18 protein-coding genes are annotated in these 17,555 nt (G+C 44.5%); 14 read left to right on the top strand and 4 right to left on the bottom strand.

The annotated features are described in order from the left end of the window. Positions 1-11 precede the first annotated feature (11 nt). The 5 genes from QGT46_RS05995 (at position 12) to QGT46_RS05975 (ending at position 5,005) form a co-directional block, all read left to right on the top strand. Positions 12-1,946, top strand: coding sequence for a ribonuclease J (locus tag QGT46_RS05995; protein ID WP_024727831.1), 1,935 nt, complete (start codon positions 12-14; stop codon positions 1,944-1,946). Between the two features lie 33 nt (positions 1,947-1,979). After that, positions 1,980-2,381, top strand: a complete 402-nt coding sequence (locus QGT46_RS05990; RefSeq protein WP_024727830.1) for a hypothetical protein — start codon at positions 1,980-1,982, stop codon at positions 2,379-2,381. Beyond that, complete coding sequence (locus QGT46_RS05985) at positions 2,378-3,025, top strand: O-methyltransferase (protein ID WP_024727829.1); 648 nt, start codon at positions 2,378-2,380, stop codon at positions 3,023-3,025. Before QGT46_RS05990 ends, QGT46_RS05985 begins: the two co-directional genes overlap by 4 nt. A 1-nt stretch (position 3,026) precedes the next feature. Beyond that, positions 3,027-4,253 (top strand): peptidase U32 family protein, encoded by a 1,227-nt coding sequence (locus tag QGT46_RS05980; protein WP_148459780.1) that lies wholly within the window; start codon positions 3,027-3,029, stop codon positions 4,251-4,253. Between the two features lie 113 nt (positions 4,254-4,366). Continuing rightward, positions 4,367-5,005, top strand: a complete 639-nt coding sequence (locus QGT46_RS05975; RefSeq protein WP_148459779.1) for a GyrI-like domain-containing protein — start codon at positions 4,367-4,369, stop codon at positions 5,003-5,005. A gap of 20 nt (positions 5,006-5,025) precedes the next feature. Here QGT46_RS05975 and QGT46_RS05970 read toward each other — a convergent pair whose 3' ends face one another. Both QGT46_RS05970 and QGT46_RS05965 read right to left on the bottom strand, forming a co-directional pair. After that, positions 5,026-6,606, bottom strand: coding sequence for an ABC1 kinase family protein (locus QGT46_RS05970; RefSeq protein ID WP_148459778.1), 1,581 nt, complete (start codon positions 6,604-6,606; stop codon positions 5,026-5,028). Continuing rightward, entirely contained in the window at positions 6,596-6,943 is a 348-nt protein-coding gene (locus QGT46_RS05965; RefSeq protein ID WP_024727827.1) for a phasin family protein, read from the bottom strand. Before QGT46_RS05965 ends, QGT46_RS05970 begins: the two co-directional genes overlap by 11 nt. 338 nt (positions 6,944-7,281) lie before the next feature. On the opposite strand from QGT46_RS05965, the gene QGT46_RS05960 reads away from it, so the two are divergent. The 9 genes from QGT46_RS05960 (at position 7,282) to QGT46_RS05920 (ending at position 14,422) form a co-directional block, all read left to right on the top strand. Continuing rightward, positions 7,282-7,866, top strand: coding sequence for a TetR/AcrR family transcriptional regulator (locus QGT46_RS05960; RefSeq protein WP_024727826.1), 585 nt, complete (start codon positions 7,282-7,284; stop codon positions 7,864-7,866). A gap of 6 nt (positions 7,867-7,872) precedes the next feature. Continuing rightward, the gene (locus QGT46_RS05955; RefSeq protein ID WP_148459777.1) at positions 7,873-8,637 is read left to right on the top strand and encodes a nucleoside phosphorylase; all 765 of its coding nucleotides are present in this window, start codon (positions 7,873-7,875) and stop codon (positions 8,635-8,637) included. Positions 8,638-8,730: 93 nt separating this feature from the next. Further along, a complete protein-coding gene (locus QGT46_RS05950; protein WP_148459776.1) occupies positions 8,731-9,339 on the top strand; it encodes an NUDIX hydrolase in 609 nt (202 codons plus the stop codon). A gap of 85 nt (positions 9,340-9,424) precedes the next feature. After that, positions 9,425-10,078 carry a response regulator transcription factor gene (locus tag QGT46_RS05945; protein WP_148459775.1) on the top strand — a complete coding sequence of 218 codons (654 nt, stop codon included), beginning with the start codon at positions 9,425-9,427 and terminating at the stop codon, positions 10,076-10,078. Between the two features lie 2 nt (positions 10,079-10,080). Next, positions 10,081-11,499 (top strand): sensor histidine kinase, encoded by a 1,419-nt coding sequence (locus QGT46_RS05940; protein WP_148459774.1) that lies wholly within the window; start codon positions 10,081-10,083, stop codon positions 11,497-11,499. Next, positions 11,489-12,232, top strand: a complete 744-nt coding sequence (locus tag QGT46_RS05935) for a hypothetical protein (RefSeq protein ID WP_024727822.1) — start codon at positions 11,489-11,491, stop codon at positions 12,230-12,232. The genes QGT46_RS05940 and QGT46_RS05935 overlap by 11 nt, the downstream gene beginning before the upstream one ends. 95 nt (positions 12,233-12,327) lie before the next feature. Beyond that, positions 12,328-13,086, top strand: a complete 759-nt coding sequence (locus QGT46_RS05930) for a M15 family metallopeptidase (protein ID WP_301589964.1) — start codon at positions 12,328-12,330, stop codon at positions 13,084-13,086. A gap of 385 nt (positions 13,087-13,471) precedes the next feature. Then, positions 13,472-14,095 (top strand): RNA polymerase sporulation sigma factor SigK, encoded by a 624-nt coding sequence (gene sigK / locus QGT46_RS05925; RefSeq protein WP_024727820.1) that lies wholly within the window; start codon positions 13,472-13,474, stop codon positions 14,093-14,095. 147 nt (positions 14,096-14,242) lie between these two features. Continuing rightward, positions 14,243-14,422 carry a hypothetical protein gene (locus QGT46_RS05920; protein ID WP_024727819.1) on the top strand — a complete coding sequence of 60 codons (180 nt, stop codon included), beginning with the start codon at positions 14,243-14,245 and terminating at the stop codon, positions 14,420-14,422. Between the two features lie 35 nt (positions 14,423-14,457). Here the strand turns inward: QGT46_RS05920 and QGT46_RS05915 are convergent, their stop codons facing one another. Together QGT46_RS05915 and QGT46_RS05910 are read right to left on the bottom strand one after the other, a co-directional pair. Beyond that, positions 14,458-16,455, bottom strand: a complete 1,998-nt coding sequence (locus QGT46_RS05915) for an NAD(P)/FAD-dependent oxidoreductase (RefSeq protein ID WP_024727818.1) — start codon at positions 16,453-16,455, stop codon at positions 14,458-14,460. A 126-nt stretch (positions 16,456-16,581) separates the two neighbouring features. Then, positions 16,582-17,472 carry a LysR family transcriptional regulator gene (locus tag QGT46_RS05910; protein ID WP_024727817.1) on the bottom strand — a complete coding sequence of 297 codons (891 nt, stop codon included), beginning with the start codon at positions 17,470-17,472 and terminating at the stop codon, positions 16,582-16,584. Positions 17,473-17,555: the final 83 nt, after the last annotated feature.

The following is a 17,555-nucleotide window of genomic DNA, read 5'->3' as shown; positions in this document are numbered from 1 at the left end:
GAGGAATTATTTTGAAATCAGACAACACAAGTGTAGGTAACAAGACAGAAGGACAGCAGCAAAAGAAGCAGTCAAAAAACTTTTGGCCGAAAAAGTACAGTCAGCCGAAAACTCCGGCAGTGATACCGAATGAGTCGAAGGAACTCGCGGTCAGGGCAAAGCCGCAAAAGAAAGAGACGGCACCGAAGAAGACGGCGCCTGCGAAAGCGAAAGCAGCGCCGAAGAAGACTCAGACGAAGACACAGACAGCCGCATCAAAAGCACAGGGACGTCCGAGAACGGCTCAGAGAAGGAATACGGGAACGGTAAAGATCATTCCTCTCGGCGGCCTCGGTCAGATCGGTATGAATATAACAGCCTTTGAATATAATAACAACATTTTGATCGTTGACTGCGGTGTGGCTTTCCCGGATGACGAGATGCTCGGAATTGATTTAGTCATCCCGGATGTGACCTATTTAAAGGAAAATGCAAAGAAAATCAAGGGACTGGTCATTACCCACGGACATGAGGACCATATCGGAGCGATCCCTTATATTGAAAAACAGCTCAACATTCCGGTCTATGCAACAAAACTTACGATGGGACTGATCGATAATAAGTTAAAAGAGCATGGACTGTTAAAGCAGGTGAAAAAGACAGTCGTAAAACACGGCGACGTGATAAAACTGGGAGTCTTTACGGTAGAATTTATTAAGACCAACCACAGTATCGCGGATGCGGCAGCTCTTGCCATCCACACTCCGGCAGGGCTGATCATCCATACCGGTGACTTTAAGATCGATCATACTCCGCTTTTCGGAGAGGCGATCGACCTGGCAAGATTTGCAGAACTCGGAAGAGAGGGTGTCCTTGCGCTTATGGCGGACAGTACAAATGCAGAGCGCCCAGGCTACACACAGTCTGAAAAGAATGTAGGCAAGACACTGGACAGCTTATTTGCGGCTCATCCAAACGGAAGGATTATCGTAGCCACATTTGCTTCCAACGTTGACCGTGTGCAGCAGATCATTAATTCCGCTCATAAGCATGGAAGGAAGGTAGCGGTAGAAGGCCGGAGCATGGTAAATATCATTGCGACTGCTTCAGAGCTGGGATATATCAAAATCCCTAAGAATACTCTGATTGAGACAGATCAGATGAGAAATGTACCGGACGATCAGATCGTTATGATTACCACGGGAAGCCAGGGCGAGACTATGGCAGCCTTGTCAAGGATGGCAAACAATACGCACCGTAAGGTTTCTATCAAACCTACAGATACGATCGTATTCAGCTCCAGTCCGATTCCGGGAAATGAAAAAAATGTCTCCAATATTATGAACGAACTGGCGATGAAAGGCGCTAAAGTCGTATTCCAGGATACCCATGTATCCGGTCATGCGTGCAGAGAAGAACTCCGCCTGATCTATGCACTGACGAAGCCGCAGTATGCAATACCGGTGCATGGAGAATACCGTCATCTGGTGCGGCACAGTGAGTTGGCTTTGGAGATGGGGATTCCGAAAGAAAATGTTTTTGTTATGGAAGAAGGAGACGTCCTGGAGATAAACAAAAAATCCGGGAAAGTTACCGGTAAAGTCCCTGCCCAGGGAATCCTTGTAGATGGACTGGGCATCGGAGACGTAGGAAATATTGTACTGAACGACAGAAGACAGCTGTCACAAAATGGCCTGATCATTGTTACTGTGACTTTGGAAAAACACGGAAACAGCATTTTGGCAGGTCCGGATATCGTATCCCGCGGTTTTGTCTACGTGAGAGAATCTGAAAGCCTCATGGAAGGAGCCAGACAGGTTGTGGAAGATGCGGTGGAAAGCTGTCTCACAAAAAACATTACCGATTGGGGCAAGTTAAAGTCCTGTATCCGGGACACGCTGAGCAATTATATCTGGAAGAAGACGAAGAGGGATCCGATGATCCTTCCGATCATTACAGAAGTATAAAGCTTTACGTGGGGAAGGAAAGTGCAAAGGCAGATGATGACAAAGGATGAAGAGAGAAAAAACAATAGAGATGACCTGTTCCGGCTTTTTTGGAAGGTGATCCATCAGATACTGATCATAGGTCTGATCGTTGGATTATTTTTCGGCATGTATTCTTTTGCCTATCATGCTTTCTCAAACGAGGCATACGATGCTTCCAGCACCAGAAAGATTCAGGTGGTAATCTCCAAAGGAGACGGGACCGGAAAGGTGGCCGATCAGCTTTATGAGAAGCATCTGATCATCGGTAAAAACAGATTTAAAGTAAGAAAATTTTTCTCAAAATATAAAGAAACGGAGTTTGTTCCCGGCAAGTACAGTCTGTCACAGTCTCAGGGTATTGATGAGATCATGGCAGTGCTGTGCGGGGATATCCGTGAAAAGGAGAAAAAATGATTGTAGATGAAAATGTAACAGATTATCTCCGTTCATTGATCAGGGAGGAGGACGCTTTTCTTGAAAGGATTGAGCGTGAAGCCAAAAAGAATCATGTGCCGATCGTGAAGCCTGAGACAAAAGAGTTTCTGAAATTATTAGTGCTGATGAAGCAACCGATGAAAATTTTGGAGGTCGGAACGGCTGTGGGATTTTCATCTCTTTATATGCACAAGTTTCAACCGGAGGGCGGGACTGTTGTAACCATTGAACGGAATGAAGGAAGGATACTGAAAGCCGAGGCAAACTTTGCCGAAGCGGGGGTACAGGACGCAGTGACTCTCTTGAAAGGGGATGCTGTCCAGATCCTCAAAGAGCTATCCGGAACCTTTGATTTTATCTTTATGGATGCGGCTAAAGGCCAGTATATCCGTTTTTTTGAACATATTTTACGGCTGCTTCCTGAGGGAGGCATTTTGGTTTCCGACAATGTGCTCCAGGATGGGGATATCGTAAGATCCAGGTATGCGGTTGAGCGCAGGGACCGGACTATTCACAAGCGGATGAGGGAGTACCTATATACACTGAAAAACCACCCTCTGCTGGAGACATCCGTGCTTCCTGTGGGAGACGGGGTGGCAGTGAGTATGAAAACAGGAGAGTAACATGAGAAAAACAGAACTGCTTATACCAGCAAGCAATTTGGAAGTACTGAAAGTAGCTGTACTCTATGGAGCGGATGCGGTTTATATCGGAGGAGAAATGTACGGGCTGAGAGCAAAAGCCAAAAATTTCTCTATGGACGATGTAAAGGAAGGAATCCGTTTTGCCCATGAGCACGGAGTCAGAGTTTATATAACAGCCAACATTGTGGCTCATAACGGAGACCTCGGCGGTATCCGGGAATACTTCAGGGAGCTGAAAAGCATAAAGCCGGACGGACTGATCATTTCCGATCCCGGTGTTTTCATGATCGCCAGGGAGGAATGTCCGGAGATTGAACGCCACATCAGTACCCAGGCCAACAGCACCAACTATGCCACTTATAAATTTTGGCATGAACAGGGCGCATCCCGTGTGGTGGCTGCCAGAGAGCTGTCTCTTCGGGAAATCAAAGAGATCAGGGAGCACATCCCGGATGATCTTGAGATTGAGGCATTTGTCCACGGGGCTATGTGTATATCCCACTCGGGGCGCTGTCTTTTAAGCAATTATTTTACCGGACAGAATGCCAACAAAGGTGCGTGTACCCATCCGTGCAGATGGAAGTATTCTGTGGTAGAGGAGACCAGGCCGGGCGAATATCTGCCGGTGTATGAAAATGAACGGGGGACTTATATTTTTAATTCCAAGGACCTCTGCATGATCGAACACATGGATGACCTGATCGGCGCAGAAATCGACAGCCTGAAGATTGAGGGAAGGATGAAGACTGCCCTCTATGTGGCGGCGGTTGCGAGAACTTACCGAAAGGCTATTGACGATTACAAGGAGTCACCGGAGAAATATTTTGCCAATATGGATTATTACAGGCAGGAGATTTCCAAGTGCACTTACCGGCAGTTTACAACGGGATTTTATTATGGGAAGACAGATGAACATTCTCAGATTTATGACAGTAATACTTATGTGAAGGAATATACCTATATCGGCATCGTGCAGGGACACAATGAAAGAGGGTATGCACTGCTGGAACAGAAAAACAAGTTTCTCGTAGGTGAGACCATCGAGGTAATGATACCGGGAGGAGAAAACCTCCAGGTGACCGTAAAAGCGATCGAGGATGAGGACGGCGTTTCCATGGAGAGTGCGCCGCATCCAAGGCAGATGATCTATGTGGATTTCGGGGAAGAAATTCCAGAAGGATATCTGCTCAGACGAAAAGAAGAATAAAGTTAAGTTTCAAAACATCGGCAATATTTTTATGCCGATGTTTTTTTAACATGACATGGGATGACAAGTTCAGAGTGGTATCATTTATTGTAGGAAGGGAGATGAAATTTCTTATGAAATATGAATGGAGAAAACAGGAGAAGGAGATTTACAGCGCAAAACAGGAGCCGTCTCTGATCGAGATACCCGGACAGAGCTATATTATGATCTGCGGGGAAGGTGATCCTAACAAAGAAGATTTTTCAGAGAGAGTCGGTGTTTTATATTCACTTGCATTTCAAATCAAGAATGGATATAAAAAAGCCTGCTCAGAAGGTTGCGTTAAGAAGATCGACAGTCAGTATGAGGACTATGCAGTCTATCCGCTGGAAGGAATCTGGACGACCTCTGATCCGGAGCATCCTTTGGATAAAGACCGCTTTGTTTACCGGATTATGCTGAAGCAGCCGGACGTGATCACAGAGGAGATGTTTAAAGAAGCATATGATGCAGTAGCCCGAAAGAAGCCTCATCAGCTGCTCAAAGAGGTGGAGTTTTTCTCTCAGGAGGTAGGGTTGTGTGTCCAGATGATGCATAAGGGGCCATTTGACGATGAACCGGAATCCTTTGCGAAGATGGATAAGTTTGTCAAAGAGAAGGGATATGAAAGGCGGAATCACTGGCACCGGGAAATTTATGTGGCAGGAGCCAGGCAGGCCGATTCAAAGAATAAGAAGACGATCCTCAGATATGCTTTGAAAGATAAAGCCTAGCCACCGGGCACACCGCATTTTCAGGGTTTTGGGCGAAATAAAATACGGTACAGCAAGTATACAATCATCAGCCCGGATAGAACAAATCCAATAAAGCTGATCCAGGGGATACCAAAAAATAATGGTTTCATCTCCGTCATACAGAGAAGACTTGCTCCAACAAAGAGAGAGGAAGAGATGATCCCAAGTACAAGATAACCGGCGGAACGGTGAAACATTTTCACCAGGTCATCTGCATCTGTGAGCTCTAAATTTAATTTTGTCTGCCCGTTTTTTGCGATATTTAACAGGTCGGAAAGCTGGGACGGGATTTCCATGGATTTATCAAGAGACGCATAGGCTGTCCGACCCCGGCGGAACAGTTCTTTTTTCCAGTCAAGGTCATCATAGATCATGGATGACATATGCACAGAAAGGATCGAGAGCATATTGACTTCGGGGGAGCAGGCGGCCAATGTGCCTTCCATGGTAATCATGCTCCTGCCGAGGAGCGTGATATCCGGGCTGATGGCGATTTTATGCTTTTTTACAAGATCCAGGAGCTTCTCAATCAAATCTCCCAGGCGCATCTCGCCGAAGTCCAAAGTCATATAACGGCTGACGATATCATCCACGTCCGTATAGAGCCTGGCATGATTAATGCGGTCTTTTGGCTCTCCCAGGGTGAGGAGGACATTTTTCAGCGTATAGATGTCGTGCATTAACAGGGCTGAGATGGCTTTTCTGAGGAGCTGTTTATAGTGTTCAGACAGATGTCCTGTCATGCCAAGATCCAGCCAGGCAATCTTCCCTCCCGCAATCCACAGATTTCCCGGATGCGGGTCGGCGTGGAAAAAACCATCCTCCAGGATCTGTTTACAGTAGTTTTCTGCAGCTTTCTCGCCGATCTCCGTCATGTCATATCCGGCCTTGCGGAGTGCATGGATATGATCGATCTGGATACCGTCGATATAGGTCATAGTAAGCAGACGGGGTGTGGTAAACTCAGTGAGCACCTGCGGGCAGGTGACATAGGCAATGTCTTTTTGGTTTTCATAAAACCGCACCAGATTGTCCGCTTCTCTTATAAAATCCATCTCTTCCTGAGAGGTTTTCCAAAGTTCATCCAGTATCGTATTAAAATCGATCAGGTCACCGGTTCCCATGGCAATTTTCATGATTTTGGCGGCTTTTTTTAGAAAATGAATATCATTTTCCATGGTTTCCCGGATATGAGGCCGCTGGACTTTGATGACAACTCGTCCGCCGCCTGCGAGCGCCGCTAAGTGAACCTGTGCGATGGAAGCAGAACCTAGCGGAGCCGGACGGATCTCAGAAAATACAGATTCCAGGGGACGGCAGAGTTCCTGTTCGGCCACCTGTTTCACCAGAGAAAAGTCCAGCGGTTTTACTTCGGTCCTGAGTTTTTTTAATTCTGTACAGTATGCTTCAGGAAGCACATCAGAGCGCATGGACATAATCTGGCCCAGCTTGACATACGTAGGCCCCAGATCTTCCAGAATCTCTTTCAGCTTTTGAGGGGTCATCCCTCTTGAGAGATGATGCCTTTTTAACACCGTGAGAATATCTAAAAGCCGCCGGTTAGAGACATCACTGCTCATCTTCTTTTGATTCCTCTGGGGCATCCTCCCGAATCTCGGCATCTGCCTGCTTTTTCAAATTGATCTTTTCCATTAAACGGTCCAAATCTTCTGCGGACATATCATCCACGGCATCGATCAAGTCTCCATAGTCTTTTACAATATTTACAGTCACATGATCTTTCAGTTTTTCTTTTGTTTTATGTTTAAGCTCTTCATTTACAACCTTGCCCTGTTCTACAGTGAGTTCACCTTTTTTTACAAGGTCCTCGACGATATCTTTGGCAGAGTCCGCCGTGGCAGCCATAGCACCGATGCCGGCCAGCAGGATCTTCTTCATACCTTCTCCAATATCCATAAAAACCATCCTTTCTACAATAAAACAATAAACACACTCCAAACTATATAATAAGTATACCTTATCGCTAAGTATACCTTATCGCGCGGAGCGCGTCCACCCGAGCGACATTTTCCGTATGATTTCCGTTCGGCTCTTAGAATGCCTCTCTCCAATCATGTAGAAAATGGACGTAATACCTGCCGGACAAGTGTTACTTGAACAAAAGAAGCTATTTTGGGAGAGTTCTTTTGTCTAATGGGTACTTTTCTTTGGTACATGGATGTATACCATTGATTTTCCGACATATATGTCGTATAGTTTATTTATAGACATATATGTCGGAAAGGAGGCGTTCCGTGAATAAAAGAGGTGAAGCGACGAGGAGATTGATCAGGGAGAAAGCCTGTCTTTTGTTTGCAGAGAAGGGTTTTAAAGAAGTTACAATGAAAGATATCTGTGAGATCACGGGGTTAAGCCGGGGAGGCTTGTATGGACACTATGAGAGCACAAAACAGATTTTTAAAGAAATCGTGGATGAAATGATGGACTCTCAGAATGAGGAGTTTCATTCGAAAATGAAGCTGGGACTTTCTGCGGTTCACATTCTGGACGATATTTTAAAACGCTATCAGGAGGAAATGATCGACAGTGAAGGCTCTTTGAGCACTGCGATTTATGAATATTTCAGCATGAAGGAAAATGCCGCCGGGGAGAATGCCTTGTACCGTCAGTATTTAACTTCCTGTCATACATGGAAGAGCTTTCTTCAATATGGCATTGACCGGAAGGAATTCTATCCTGTCGATATATCTGCGGTGTTTGACCTGATCATTTTTTCCTATCAGGGAGTGAGAATGTACAGCAGACTTATGCCGGTTAACAGAGAAGTGCCGGAAAGAATGATGAAGGAAATCCGAAATTTATTAGTGAGAAAGGAATAAAAAGATATGGCGACTATATTTGACCGCTGCGACAATACAAAAACGGCGTTGATAAATCCCGGGGATGTTATAAAAGAAAAAACGGATTTTCCGGAGGTATGCATCACCACTTTTTCAGTGGACATGATCGACCGGCTGGCTGAGTTAAATGACGGAAAGAAGATTGCAGAATTGTGCAGCGCAAACGGGAATCTCCCAGTCTATGAAATGCATTATGCCGGGAAGAGCATCGCGTTTTTTTTATCCAGAGTAGGTGCACCTGCCTGTGCGGCCGGTTTAGAAGAAATCATAGCACTGGGAGCGAAAAAAATAGTAATGTTCGGATGCTGCGGGGTCCTGAACCAGTCCGCTGTCCAGGATAAAATAATTGTCCCTGTTTCTGCGGTAAGAGATGAGGGAACCAGCTATCACTATATGCCGGCCAGTGAGGAAATCCATGCGGAGACATCGTCTGTAAATATATTAAAGAATAGTTTAAAGAAATGCGGAATGTCTTATGTGACCGGCAAGACATGGACCACGGATGCGATTTACAGGGAAACAAGGAGTACAGTGAAAGAGCGCAGAGAACAGGGATGCCTTGCGGTTGAGATGGAATGTTCTGCGGCTTTGGCAGTCACGCAGTTTCGTAAGATTCCGTTTGTCCAGTTTTTATATGGTGCGGATAATCTCGATGCAGACAGATGGGAACAAAGAGATCTGGCGGAGTACGGTATCAAAAGTTTTAATAAATACATGGAACTTGCGTTTGAATGTGCCGCCTCCCTGTAATATAAAGGCTTTCCCGGGAACCGTATATCCGATATAATATATATATAAACAGACAGAACAAAAAGATGCATCATTAGAAAAGGAGCATTCGGCATGAAAAAAATTAGTGAAGTCAGCAGACTGACAGATAATCCACATCTGAATCTGTATCATTTAAAAGGAACGAACCGGGTTGGAAAACCGTTGAATTACTATATCGCTTCCAGGGTTAAAAATATGGAACGGCTGAAATTAAAGACAAAGCGCAATGATCCGGACGGCATTATTGTATACAGCCTCTACGGTGAAAAACGAGACAGGGTCGTGCTGGTCAGGCAGTACCGATATTCGATCGATGATTATATATACGAATTTCCGGCAGGTCTGGTGGAAGAAGGAGAAGACTACCGGGAGGCAGGAATCAGGGAATTAAAGGAGGAAACAGGGCTTTCCCTGGAATTAATCGATGCCGATTTGATGTTTGAAAAGCCGGGCTTTATGTCTGTCGGCATGACGGATGAGTCCTGTGCAACGATTTATGGGTATGCAAGCGGCACACCGAGCAAAAAAGGGCAGGAGGACTCTGAAGAGATTGAAATTGTGCTTGCAGACAGGGAAGAAGTGAAAAGGATACTGAAGGAGGAACATGTGGCCATCATGTGTGCCTATATGCTCATGCACTTTTTACAGAATAAGGAGCCGTTTGATTTTCTGAATTTATAATGGACATTTGCAGCCGAGGATACAAAAAGGATACAAGGATCTGTTATATTTTTCAACATATAAATGGAAAGCTGAGGAGAGGAATATGAACCGTATTTTAATCGTCGAGGATGAGCCGGCCATATCAAATTTAATCCAGATGAATCTTGCGGCAGCGGGATACTGCTGTGTCTGTGCTTTTGACGGGGCTGAGGCGGCCGACCGGCTGGAACTGGAGAGATTTGATCTGATTCTTCTGGATATCATGCTGCCGGAGATAGACGGCTATGAGCTGATGGACTACATCAGGCCTCTTGAGATCCCGGTCATATTTCTTACGGCCAAGGCCAATACAGAAGATAAAGTAAAGGGACTGAAGGCAGGGGCAGACGATTATCTGACCAAGCCATTTGAGATTGCAGAACTGCTGGCAAGGGTAGAGACAGTTCTCAGGCGCTGTCAGAAGACAGAAAGCCGTCTGAAGGCAGGAGATCTGGAGATTGATATGTCAGCCAGGATCGTAAAAAAACAGGGGCAGCCCGTAAATTTGACAGTCAAAGAATACGAGCTGCTCCTGCTTTTGATACAGAATAAAAACATTGCCCTATTCAGGGACTTTATTTATGAGAAGATCTGGGGCAGCGGATACATGGGAGACAGCAGGACAGTCGATCTGCACGTGCAGCGTCTGAGAAAAAAAATCGGATGGGAACAGAAAATAAAAACGGTCTATAAGGTGGGCTACCGCCTGGAGGATTAGCAATGAAGTTTTCCTGGAAAGTATTTTTAAGCATTATTTCACTTACTATGCTCACATTCAGCGTTGGCGGGTATTTTTTGATCCAGTCTTCTTTTCAGTCTTCTCTGCGCCAGACCGTAGGGATGTCATATCAGGAAAATAATATTTTCCGGGCAACTTTGGGGGCTTCCATTGCCGTATCTCCTCCGGACAGCGGTTCACCGAGAAACACGGTTAAAAAGCTGGCCGGATCTATCAGTCTCTCATCTCCGGGAAAGGAAAGAAAATTTCGGATTTGTGACAGTTCCTTCCGGGAGCTGTTTTCTGATCTGAGTTTTCGTGTACCGGATCAGGTAATGAAGGCTCTGGACGAAAAACATACCGGATACTCCATTCTCAAACAGGACGGCAGGTATTATCTGCAGTCGGCCTGCCGCTTCACCGTGGATGAAGAAGTATTTTACCTGGAAAATGTAAGAGATATTACCTCGATTTATGAATTAAAAGAAAATCAGATGAAGCTGTATCAGAAGATATCCATTATTCTGGTCGTAACTTTGGGAATTGCTGTTTTTTGTCTGTCCAGATGGCTGACCCGGCCTTTGAGAATACTTTCCCGGGCGGTCAGAAACTTCGCTGCGGGCGATTTAAAGATCCGCTCGGAAGTGGTGTCCGAGGATGAGATAGGTTTTCTCGCCGGAGATTTTAATACAATGGCAGAGCAGCTGGAACAAAAGATCTATGAACTTGAAGACTCCGCACTGCGCCAGGAGATGTTTATGGGAAGCTTTGCACATGAATTGAAAACGCCTATGACTTCTATCATAGGATACGCAGATACCCTGCGGTCCAGAGGACTCAGTGAGGAGCAGAGGTTTCAGGCGGCAAATTATATTTTTGAGGAGGGAAAGCGTCTGGAAGCTTTATCTTTAAAGCTGATGGATCTGATCGTTCTTGACAAGCAGAAGATTTCCATGAGACCAGTCTCGGCAGCAGAGCTGTCTGATAAAGTCATTCATCTTACAGGGCCTCTTTTGGAAACATCAGGTATTCAGCTTGAAACTTCTTTTGAGGAGGGGATCATATGGGGAGAACCGGATCTGCTTCAGAGTCTCTGTGTGAATCTTATGGATAATGCCAGGAAGGCAGTGGATGCGGACGGACTGATTCGCTTTGAAGGGAGATCAGATGAAAACGGTTATATTCTGGCGATAAAAGACAACGGAAGAGGAATGGCAAAAGAAGATGTTAACAGGATAACGGAAGCATTCTATATGGCAGATAAGTCCAGAGCCAGAAAAGAAGGCGGAGCGGGTCTTGGACTTTCTCTTTGCCGCCGGATCGTGGAACTGCACGGCGGAACGATGAAATTTGAGAGTCGGCTGGAAAGAGGAACGGCAGTCACAGTTCGGCTCAGAAAGGAGAGGTTCGATGAAATTTAAGAATGTTTTGATCTGCCTTTTCTCAGCGGCCTTGGCAGTCTCCTGTATTTTATGGCCGTCCCTGATATCGGGATATCAGGATAAGAAAATGAGGGGCCGGGTGGAACTGGACAAGGTGGAAGATGCATCGGAAATCCGGACAGATACCTTAACCATAGCCGAAAAATTAGCACTCATTGTGGAAGCCGATAACTCAATGGAGGAAATTGCCGTGACGAACCAGTCTTATGAGTGGGGATCGGCAGAGGTAGAAGAACTCAAAAAGGTTTGTATCAATGAATTAAAAAAATTGAAAGAGATGGGAATGTTTCCAAAGCTTGACCTGAATAAAAATACAATGATGTTTTATGAAACTACCACGACTTATCTGGATACAAAAAATTATGCAAGACGTCTCAGAGTCCAAACTGTATCTATACAGTCAGCGGATCAAAGTTTGTCACTGGTCATTGATGATTCTTCACATAAAATCTTAAGCCTCGACAGTGTAAAAGGAACTGGAATCAAGGCTGTGGATGCTGAAAAGATCATAGGGATTTGGGACCGGTACCTTGGATTGAGAGAAACAAACAAAATTGCAGTAATAAAAACCAGTCATTTTGTAAGATACAAGTCAGGCAGTGAAAATGTGTGCTATTCATTTATATTCTTCAGCAAAAAATTTGCGGAAGAAGGGGAATTTTATATTCACCCTGAAGTAAATTATGGAGATGAAAATAGTGTCAGCAGATGATACAACTTCGATGGAATTTTGAATGAATTGTGATACAAGGTCCGGGTATGATAATACCAGAGATAATATTCTCTGGAAAGAAGGGTGACGGACCAATGAGAAAGAAACAATATATACAGAGGAGACATAAGTATTTTGTCCTGCTTGTATTAGAGATCATAGGCGCTTGGATCCTGACGGTTCTTGTGATACAGTACTGTACGTCTACGCAGCAGCCGGTAAAAAATACAATACCAATCAGCAGATTTGTAAGGCCAAGACAAAAAGAACAGACAGTTAATATTCCCTGGAACTTAATATTAATAAATCATGAAAATTATGTGCCGGATGGTTTTCGGCCTGACCTGACTACATTAAACAACGGATGTCAGGTGGACCGGAGGATACTGCCGGATTTGCAGAGAATGATGGATGCGGCCAGAAAAAGAGGACTTTATCCCTCCGTCTGTTCTGCATACCGGACAGAAGAGCGCCAGACGTATCTTCTGGAGCGTGATATCAATAAGTATTTGAATCAGGGATGTACGGAGGCTGAGGCCAGGGAGAAGGCATCCAGATGGGTTGCGCTTCCGGGTCGGAGTGAGCATCAGACAGGACTGGCTGTGGATATCGTGGCAGTTGATTATCCGGTGCTTGATGAGACTCAGGAAAAGAGGAAAGAACAGCAGTGGCTTATGGAAAACAGCTGGAAATACGGATTTACTCTCAGATATCCAAAGAATAAAACAAATATTACAAAAATCGGATATGAACCGTGGCATTACCGGTATGTGGGAAAGAAAGCCGCAAGGGAAATGAAAAAGAAAAATATGTGTTTGGAAGAATATATAAAATATGTTTCTGGAGGAATGTAAAAAATATCTTGGAAGAAGACAGATTAAAAATTCCCATGTGAAGTTTATAAAGAGCAATTTCATATGCTCCCATCTTTTCTGAGACGGCATCCTGAAGTTCACAGACAGCAGGACCGCTTGCCACAAGATCGATCTGGTTATGCATGGATTCCTGATCAAGATATTGGATCATATTTTGTATATTCCCCAAAACCATTTCCCATTTTGAATTCTCATCAATATGATATAAATCGTTCATAGCAGACCTCCTAAATAAAACAATTTATATTGTAAGTTTAACACATTTGAGAGAACCCTTACAGCCGGTGAAATATCTTTTAGAGGGAAAAGCACTATTGGACAGAGGAAGGCATACAATGTTAAAAAGGCTTGGAGGTTGCTTTACTTGCAGGCATTTTTAGAACCGCTGTCACAGGAAGAGGAACAATATTACTTGAAGAAAAGCCGCCTGGGGGACATGGAGGCCAGGAATATATTAGTAGAACACAATCTCCGTCTGGTTGCACATATTGTTAAAAAATATAATAACTTTGACAGGGATAAGGACGATCTGATATCCGTGGGAACGATTGGGCTGATTAAAGCGATCAATACCTATAACTTGGAGAAAGGGCACCGGCTGGTGACCTATGCTTCCCGATGCATTGAAAATGAACTGCTCATGATGCTGAGGCAGGAGAGAAAGAGTGCAAAGGACACTTCGTTATATGAGCCAATTGGGATTGACAAAGAGGGGAATGAAATTAATCTTTTGGATGTACTGGGGGCGGATGAAAACGATATCGTAGATGAACTGGACCTGAAGGAAAAAATCAGAGATTTGTATAAAATGGTGGATGAGATGGAACCGTCCAGGGAGAAAACAACTCTGATCATGAGATACGGATTATATGGCAAAAAACCAATGACTCAGAAAGAGGTGGCAAAAGAACTTCATATATCGAGATCTTATGTGAGCCGTATTGAAAAAAAAGCTGTTGAGAAGATAAAAAGAAGATTAAAACTATAATCAGGATATCTGCCGGAATTGTAAATTAGATTCCGGCAGTTTCTATTTTCTGTAAGTAAACTTCGGTTGATAGAAGCCGGAGAAACAAATATAATTGAAAAAAACAGAATCAATAAACAGGACCAGCCAAAGCCGGGGAGGAAATAAATGAGGATAGAAATTGCAAAACTGCATCGTTCAAGGCTTCAGGAGGCGATGGATCTCATGTGGGAAACCTTTGCTTCCAGGTTCCAGCCAAAAGATTTATTTGAACTTGTCCGTAAGGAAGATATTGAAGAGACAATAAGAAAGGGAACCAATGATGACGGTTCCCTTTCTTTCTATTAAGGAATATGTTATGAAAAGAGTTTGGGGAATATTATTTATAAGTATTCCATGTCGGAAAGTACTCTTAAAATGTTATGTCCTTCCTGAACACCGTCGATGATACGTCTTGCACGGACGCTGTCACCGATATTGATAATTTCTACGTTGGTATCCGCATATACCTCACGGATCTCCTCTAGGATCGGAGCGTTGGCACGCATTCCGAGACAGACGAATCCATAGTCAAATGGCAGGTCTTTTTCTTCACCGTCTGCTTTTACGAGGAAGGAATCGGCCTTGACTTCGCAGAGAGCAGTGTTCGGCATCTGGTTGACCTTATACTTTTTCATCAGTGCATTAACACCGGATTTAGAAACAGGGTCTAAATCTTTACCGATGGCAGGCATCATCTCTACGATGCTCACCTCTGCGCCTTTTGGTGCAAAATATTCTACAACATCCAGTCCCACGGCACCGCCTCCGATGACAGCGACCTTCTTGCCTGTGCAGTCTTCCGGATAGTCAGCCAGATGATTGATCATGCCGGAAATAGAGGCAACCTTGGAGCCTTCCTTGTCGATATGGTCGTGAAGACCTTTGATCGGCGGAAGCAGAGGATTGGATCCTGTGGCATTGACGATGATATTCGGGTGCAGAGCCTTGATCATCGGCAGTGTGGCTTCCTGTCCTTTAAAGATAAACAAGTTGTTTAACCTGGATGCCCTTACTTGAAGATAGTGAGGGAAATCAGCCAGACGTTTCTTGTCAGGAATCTTGGAGATTTCCACGGAAAGTCCTCCCAGATGATCTTCCTTTTCTAATAAGAATGTCGTGCAGCCAACTTCCGCAGCCGTACATGCAGCTTCCAGGCCGGCAGTACCGCCTCCGATAACGACAACGTTGCATGGTTTATTGATCTTGTGCTTTTTATAATCAGCACCGTCGTTTACCGTAGGATTAATCGTACAGCGGATCGGGCGGTTGACACCGATTCGGTTTCCTGCGCATCCGATGTTGCAGGAAATGCATTTCCTTAATTCATCTTCGTGCCCTGTGGCAACCTTTTTCACCCAGCATGGATCTGCGATGAGACCGCGTCCCATACCGATGATGTCAGCGTCTCCGCGGGCAAGAATATCGTCAGCAACACGTGGATCACGAATATTACCCATAGTCACACATGGTTTTCCGTATTTTTCCCTGACAGCCTTTGCCATATAAGATCTCCAGCCGTCTTCTAAGTAGTTGGCGTCGATCTGGTACTGGATGGAACCGTTTAATCCGGCAGACACGTCGAAAACATCGACTTCTTCCTGGAAATACTGGAGGTAGTTCAAAGTATCATCCAGGGTATTTCCATGTTCCATAAACTCGTCGGCACTTAGACGGACGAAGATTGGGAACATCGGTCCAACCTGTTTTCTGACTTCTTCTAATACCAGCCTTGCAAATCTGGCTCTGTTTTCCGGAGAACCTCCAAATTCATCAGTTCTGACGTTAGTCGTAGGAGATAAGAACTGACTGATCAGGTAGGAGTGTCCCGCATGGATCTCAATGCAGTCAAATCCTGAAGCCTGTGCGCGCGCAGCTGCCTCTCCATATTTTTTAACAATTGCATAAATCTCATCTTTTGTAAGCGGACGGGGAATTTCTCCGCCTTCTTTGGATGGAATATTTGATGCGGATACCGGCTGTATATTAGTACGTTTAGACTGAGCGGACGCACCTGCATGATTTAACTGAAGTCCGATACATGCACCGTGGGAATGGACAGTCTCACAGAGTTTAAAGAAACGCGGCATGTAATTGTCGTGGTCGATCCTGATCTGAGTTGTACCGTTTGAACCGAGAGGGGAATCTACGCTGGCATTTTCCACCATAATAAGACCGACACCGCCTTTTGCCCTCTGTTCGTAATAATTGATATGGAGAAAACTCATCTCTCCGGTCTGTTCTCCATAGTTGGTTCCCATCGGTGTCATCATGATGCGGTTTTTCATCGTCATGTTTTTGATTGTCAACGGACTGAAAATATTTTTATAATTGCACTTCATTGTGTACCCTCCAAAAGATTATCGATTTCTAATTAGGGTTGTTATCATTGCATTTGGGTGATCTGTAATGATAAGTTCATTATAAAGCAAAGATAATTATTTAACAAATTGATATTTTTTTTGAAATCAATAGTTTTTGTCTATCGTTTTTTTTACGAAGACAATAAATTTCTCTACAGCAGGGATCATAATGTTGTTCTTCAGGTACGCCATGTAGACAGTGTGATAAGGTTTCACGTTGCTTAAGTGAAGGATCTCCACGTCATATTCCCTCAGAGATTCCACATGGGCCACGAAGCCGATGCCGAAGTTCTCGGCTACGAGAGCGGCAATGGCATTTTCATCGGAGGTTTCAAATGCGATCTCAGGTTCCATCCGGTTTTGCCGGTAGATGGAAGTTGTAAACTGGCCCAGGCCGGAAGTGCGGTCATATCCTATGACAGGGTAGGACAGAAGATCTTCCAGCAGAACTTCTTTTTTATGCTTCAAGGGGTGCTCCAGCGGCGTGATGACAACCATCTCCTGATTGATGACCGGGACGAATTCGATCTCAGGCTCATTGGATACGTAAGAGCCGAAGATGACGTCATATTTTTCAGACTTCAGATCACGGAGCATTTTGTTAGTGATTTCCTGCGTCATGGAAAAGGTGATATTGCTGGAACCTTCCGAATTTAAGAAACTGCGCACGAGGTGGGGAATATACGATTTGGCAAGTGGAAACACGTAGGCCAGGTCGATGTGGCCTCCCTTGGAGTTGGCCAGAGCCTTCATTTTATCCTCAGCAATCTTCACTTCTTCGAGTATTTTATTGACATGCTCTAAAAATATCTTTCCGTACTTAGTCAGCTCGATATTTCTTCCATTTTTCCGGAAGAGAGGAAGCCCCAGTTCCTCTTCTAAATTGGCGATGGAGCGGCTTAGACTGGGCTGGGATACATTCAATTCTCTGGCTGCCTGATGATAATGCTGCAGGGTTGCGATTTTTTGAAAATAAGAAAGCTGGTTTAAATTCATAGAGAGTACCTCGTTTCTTGGGAAAGTGCAATGGCTATTTATATAAGGAAGCATAACATAAATGATAGCAAAAATCTATTAAA

Source organism: Anaerostipes faecis, from assembly GCF_910574135.1.
Taxonomy (GTDB): domain Bacteria; phylum Bacillota; class Clostridia; order Lachnospirales; family Lachnospiraceae; genus Anaerostipes; species Anaerostipes hominis.
The sequence above is the reverse complement of the archived record's forward strand: the minus strand, read 5'-3'. Positions and strand labels throughout refer to the sequence as shown.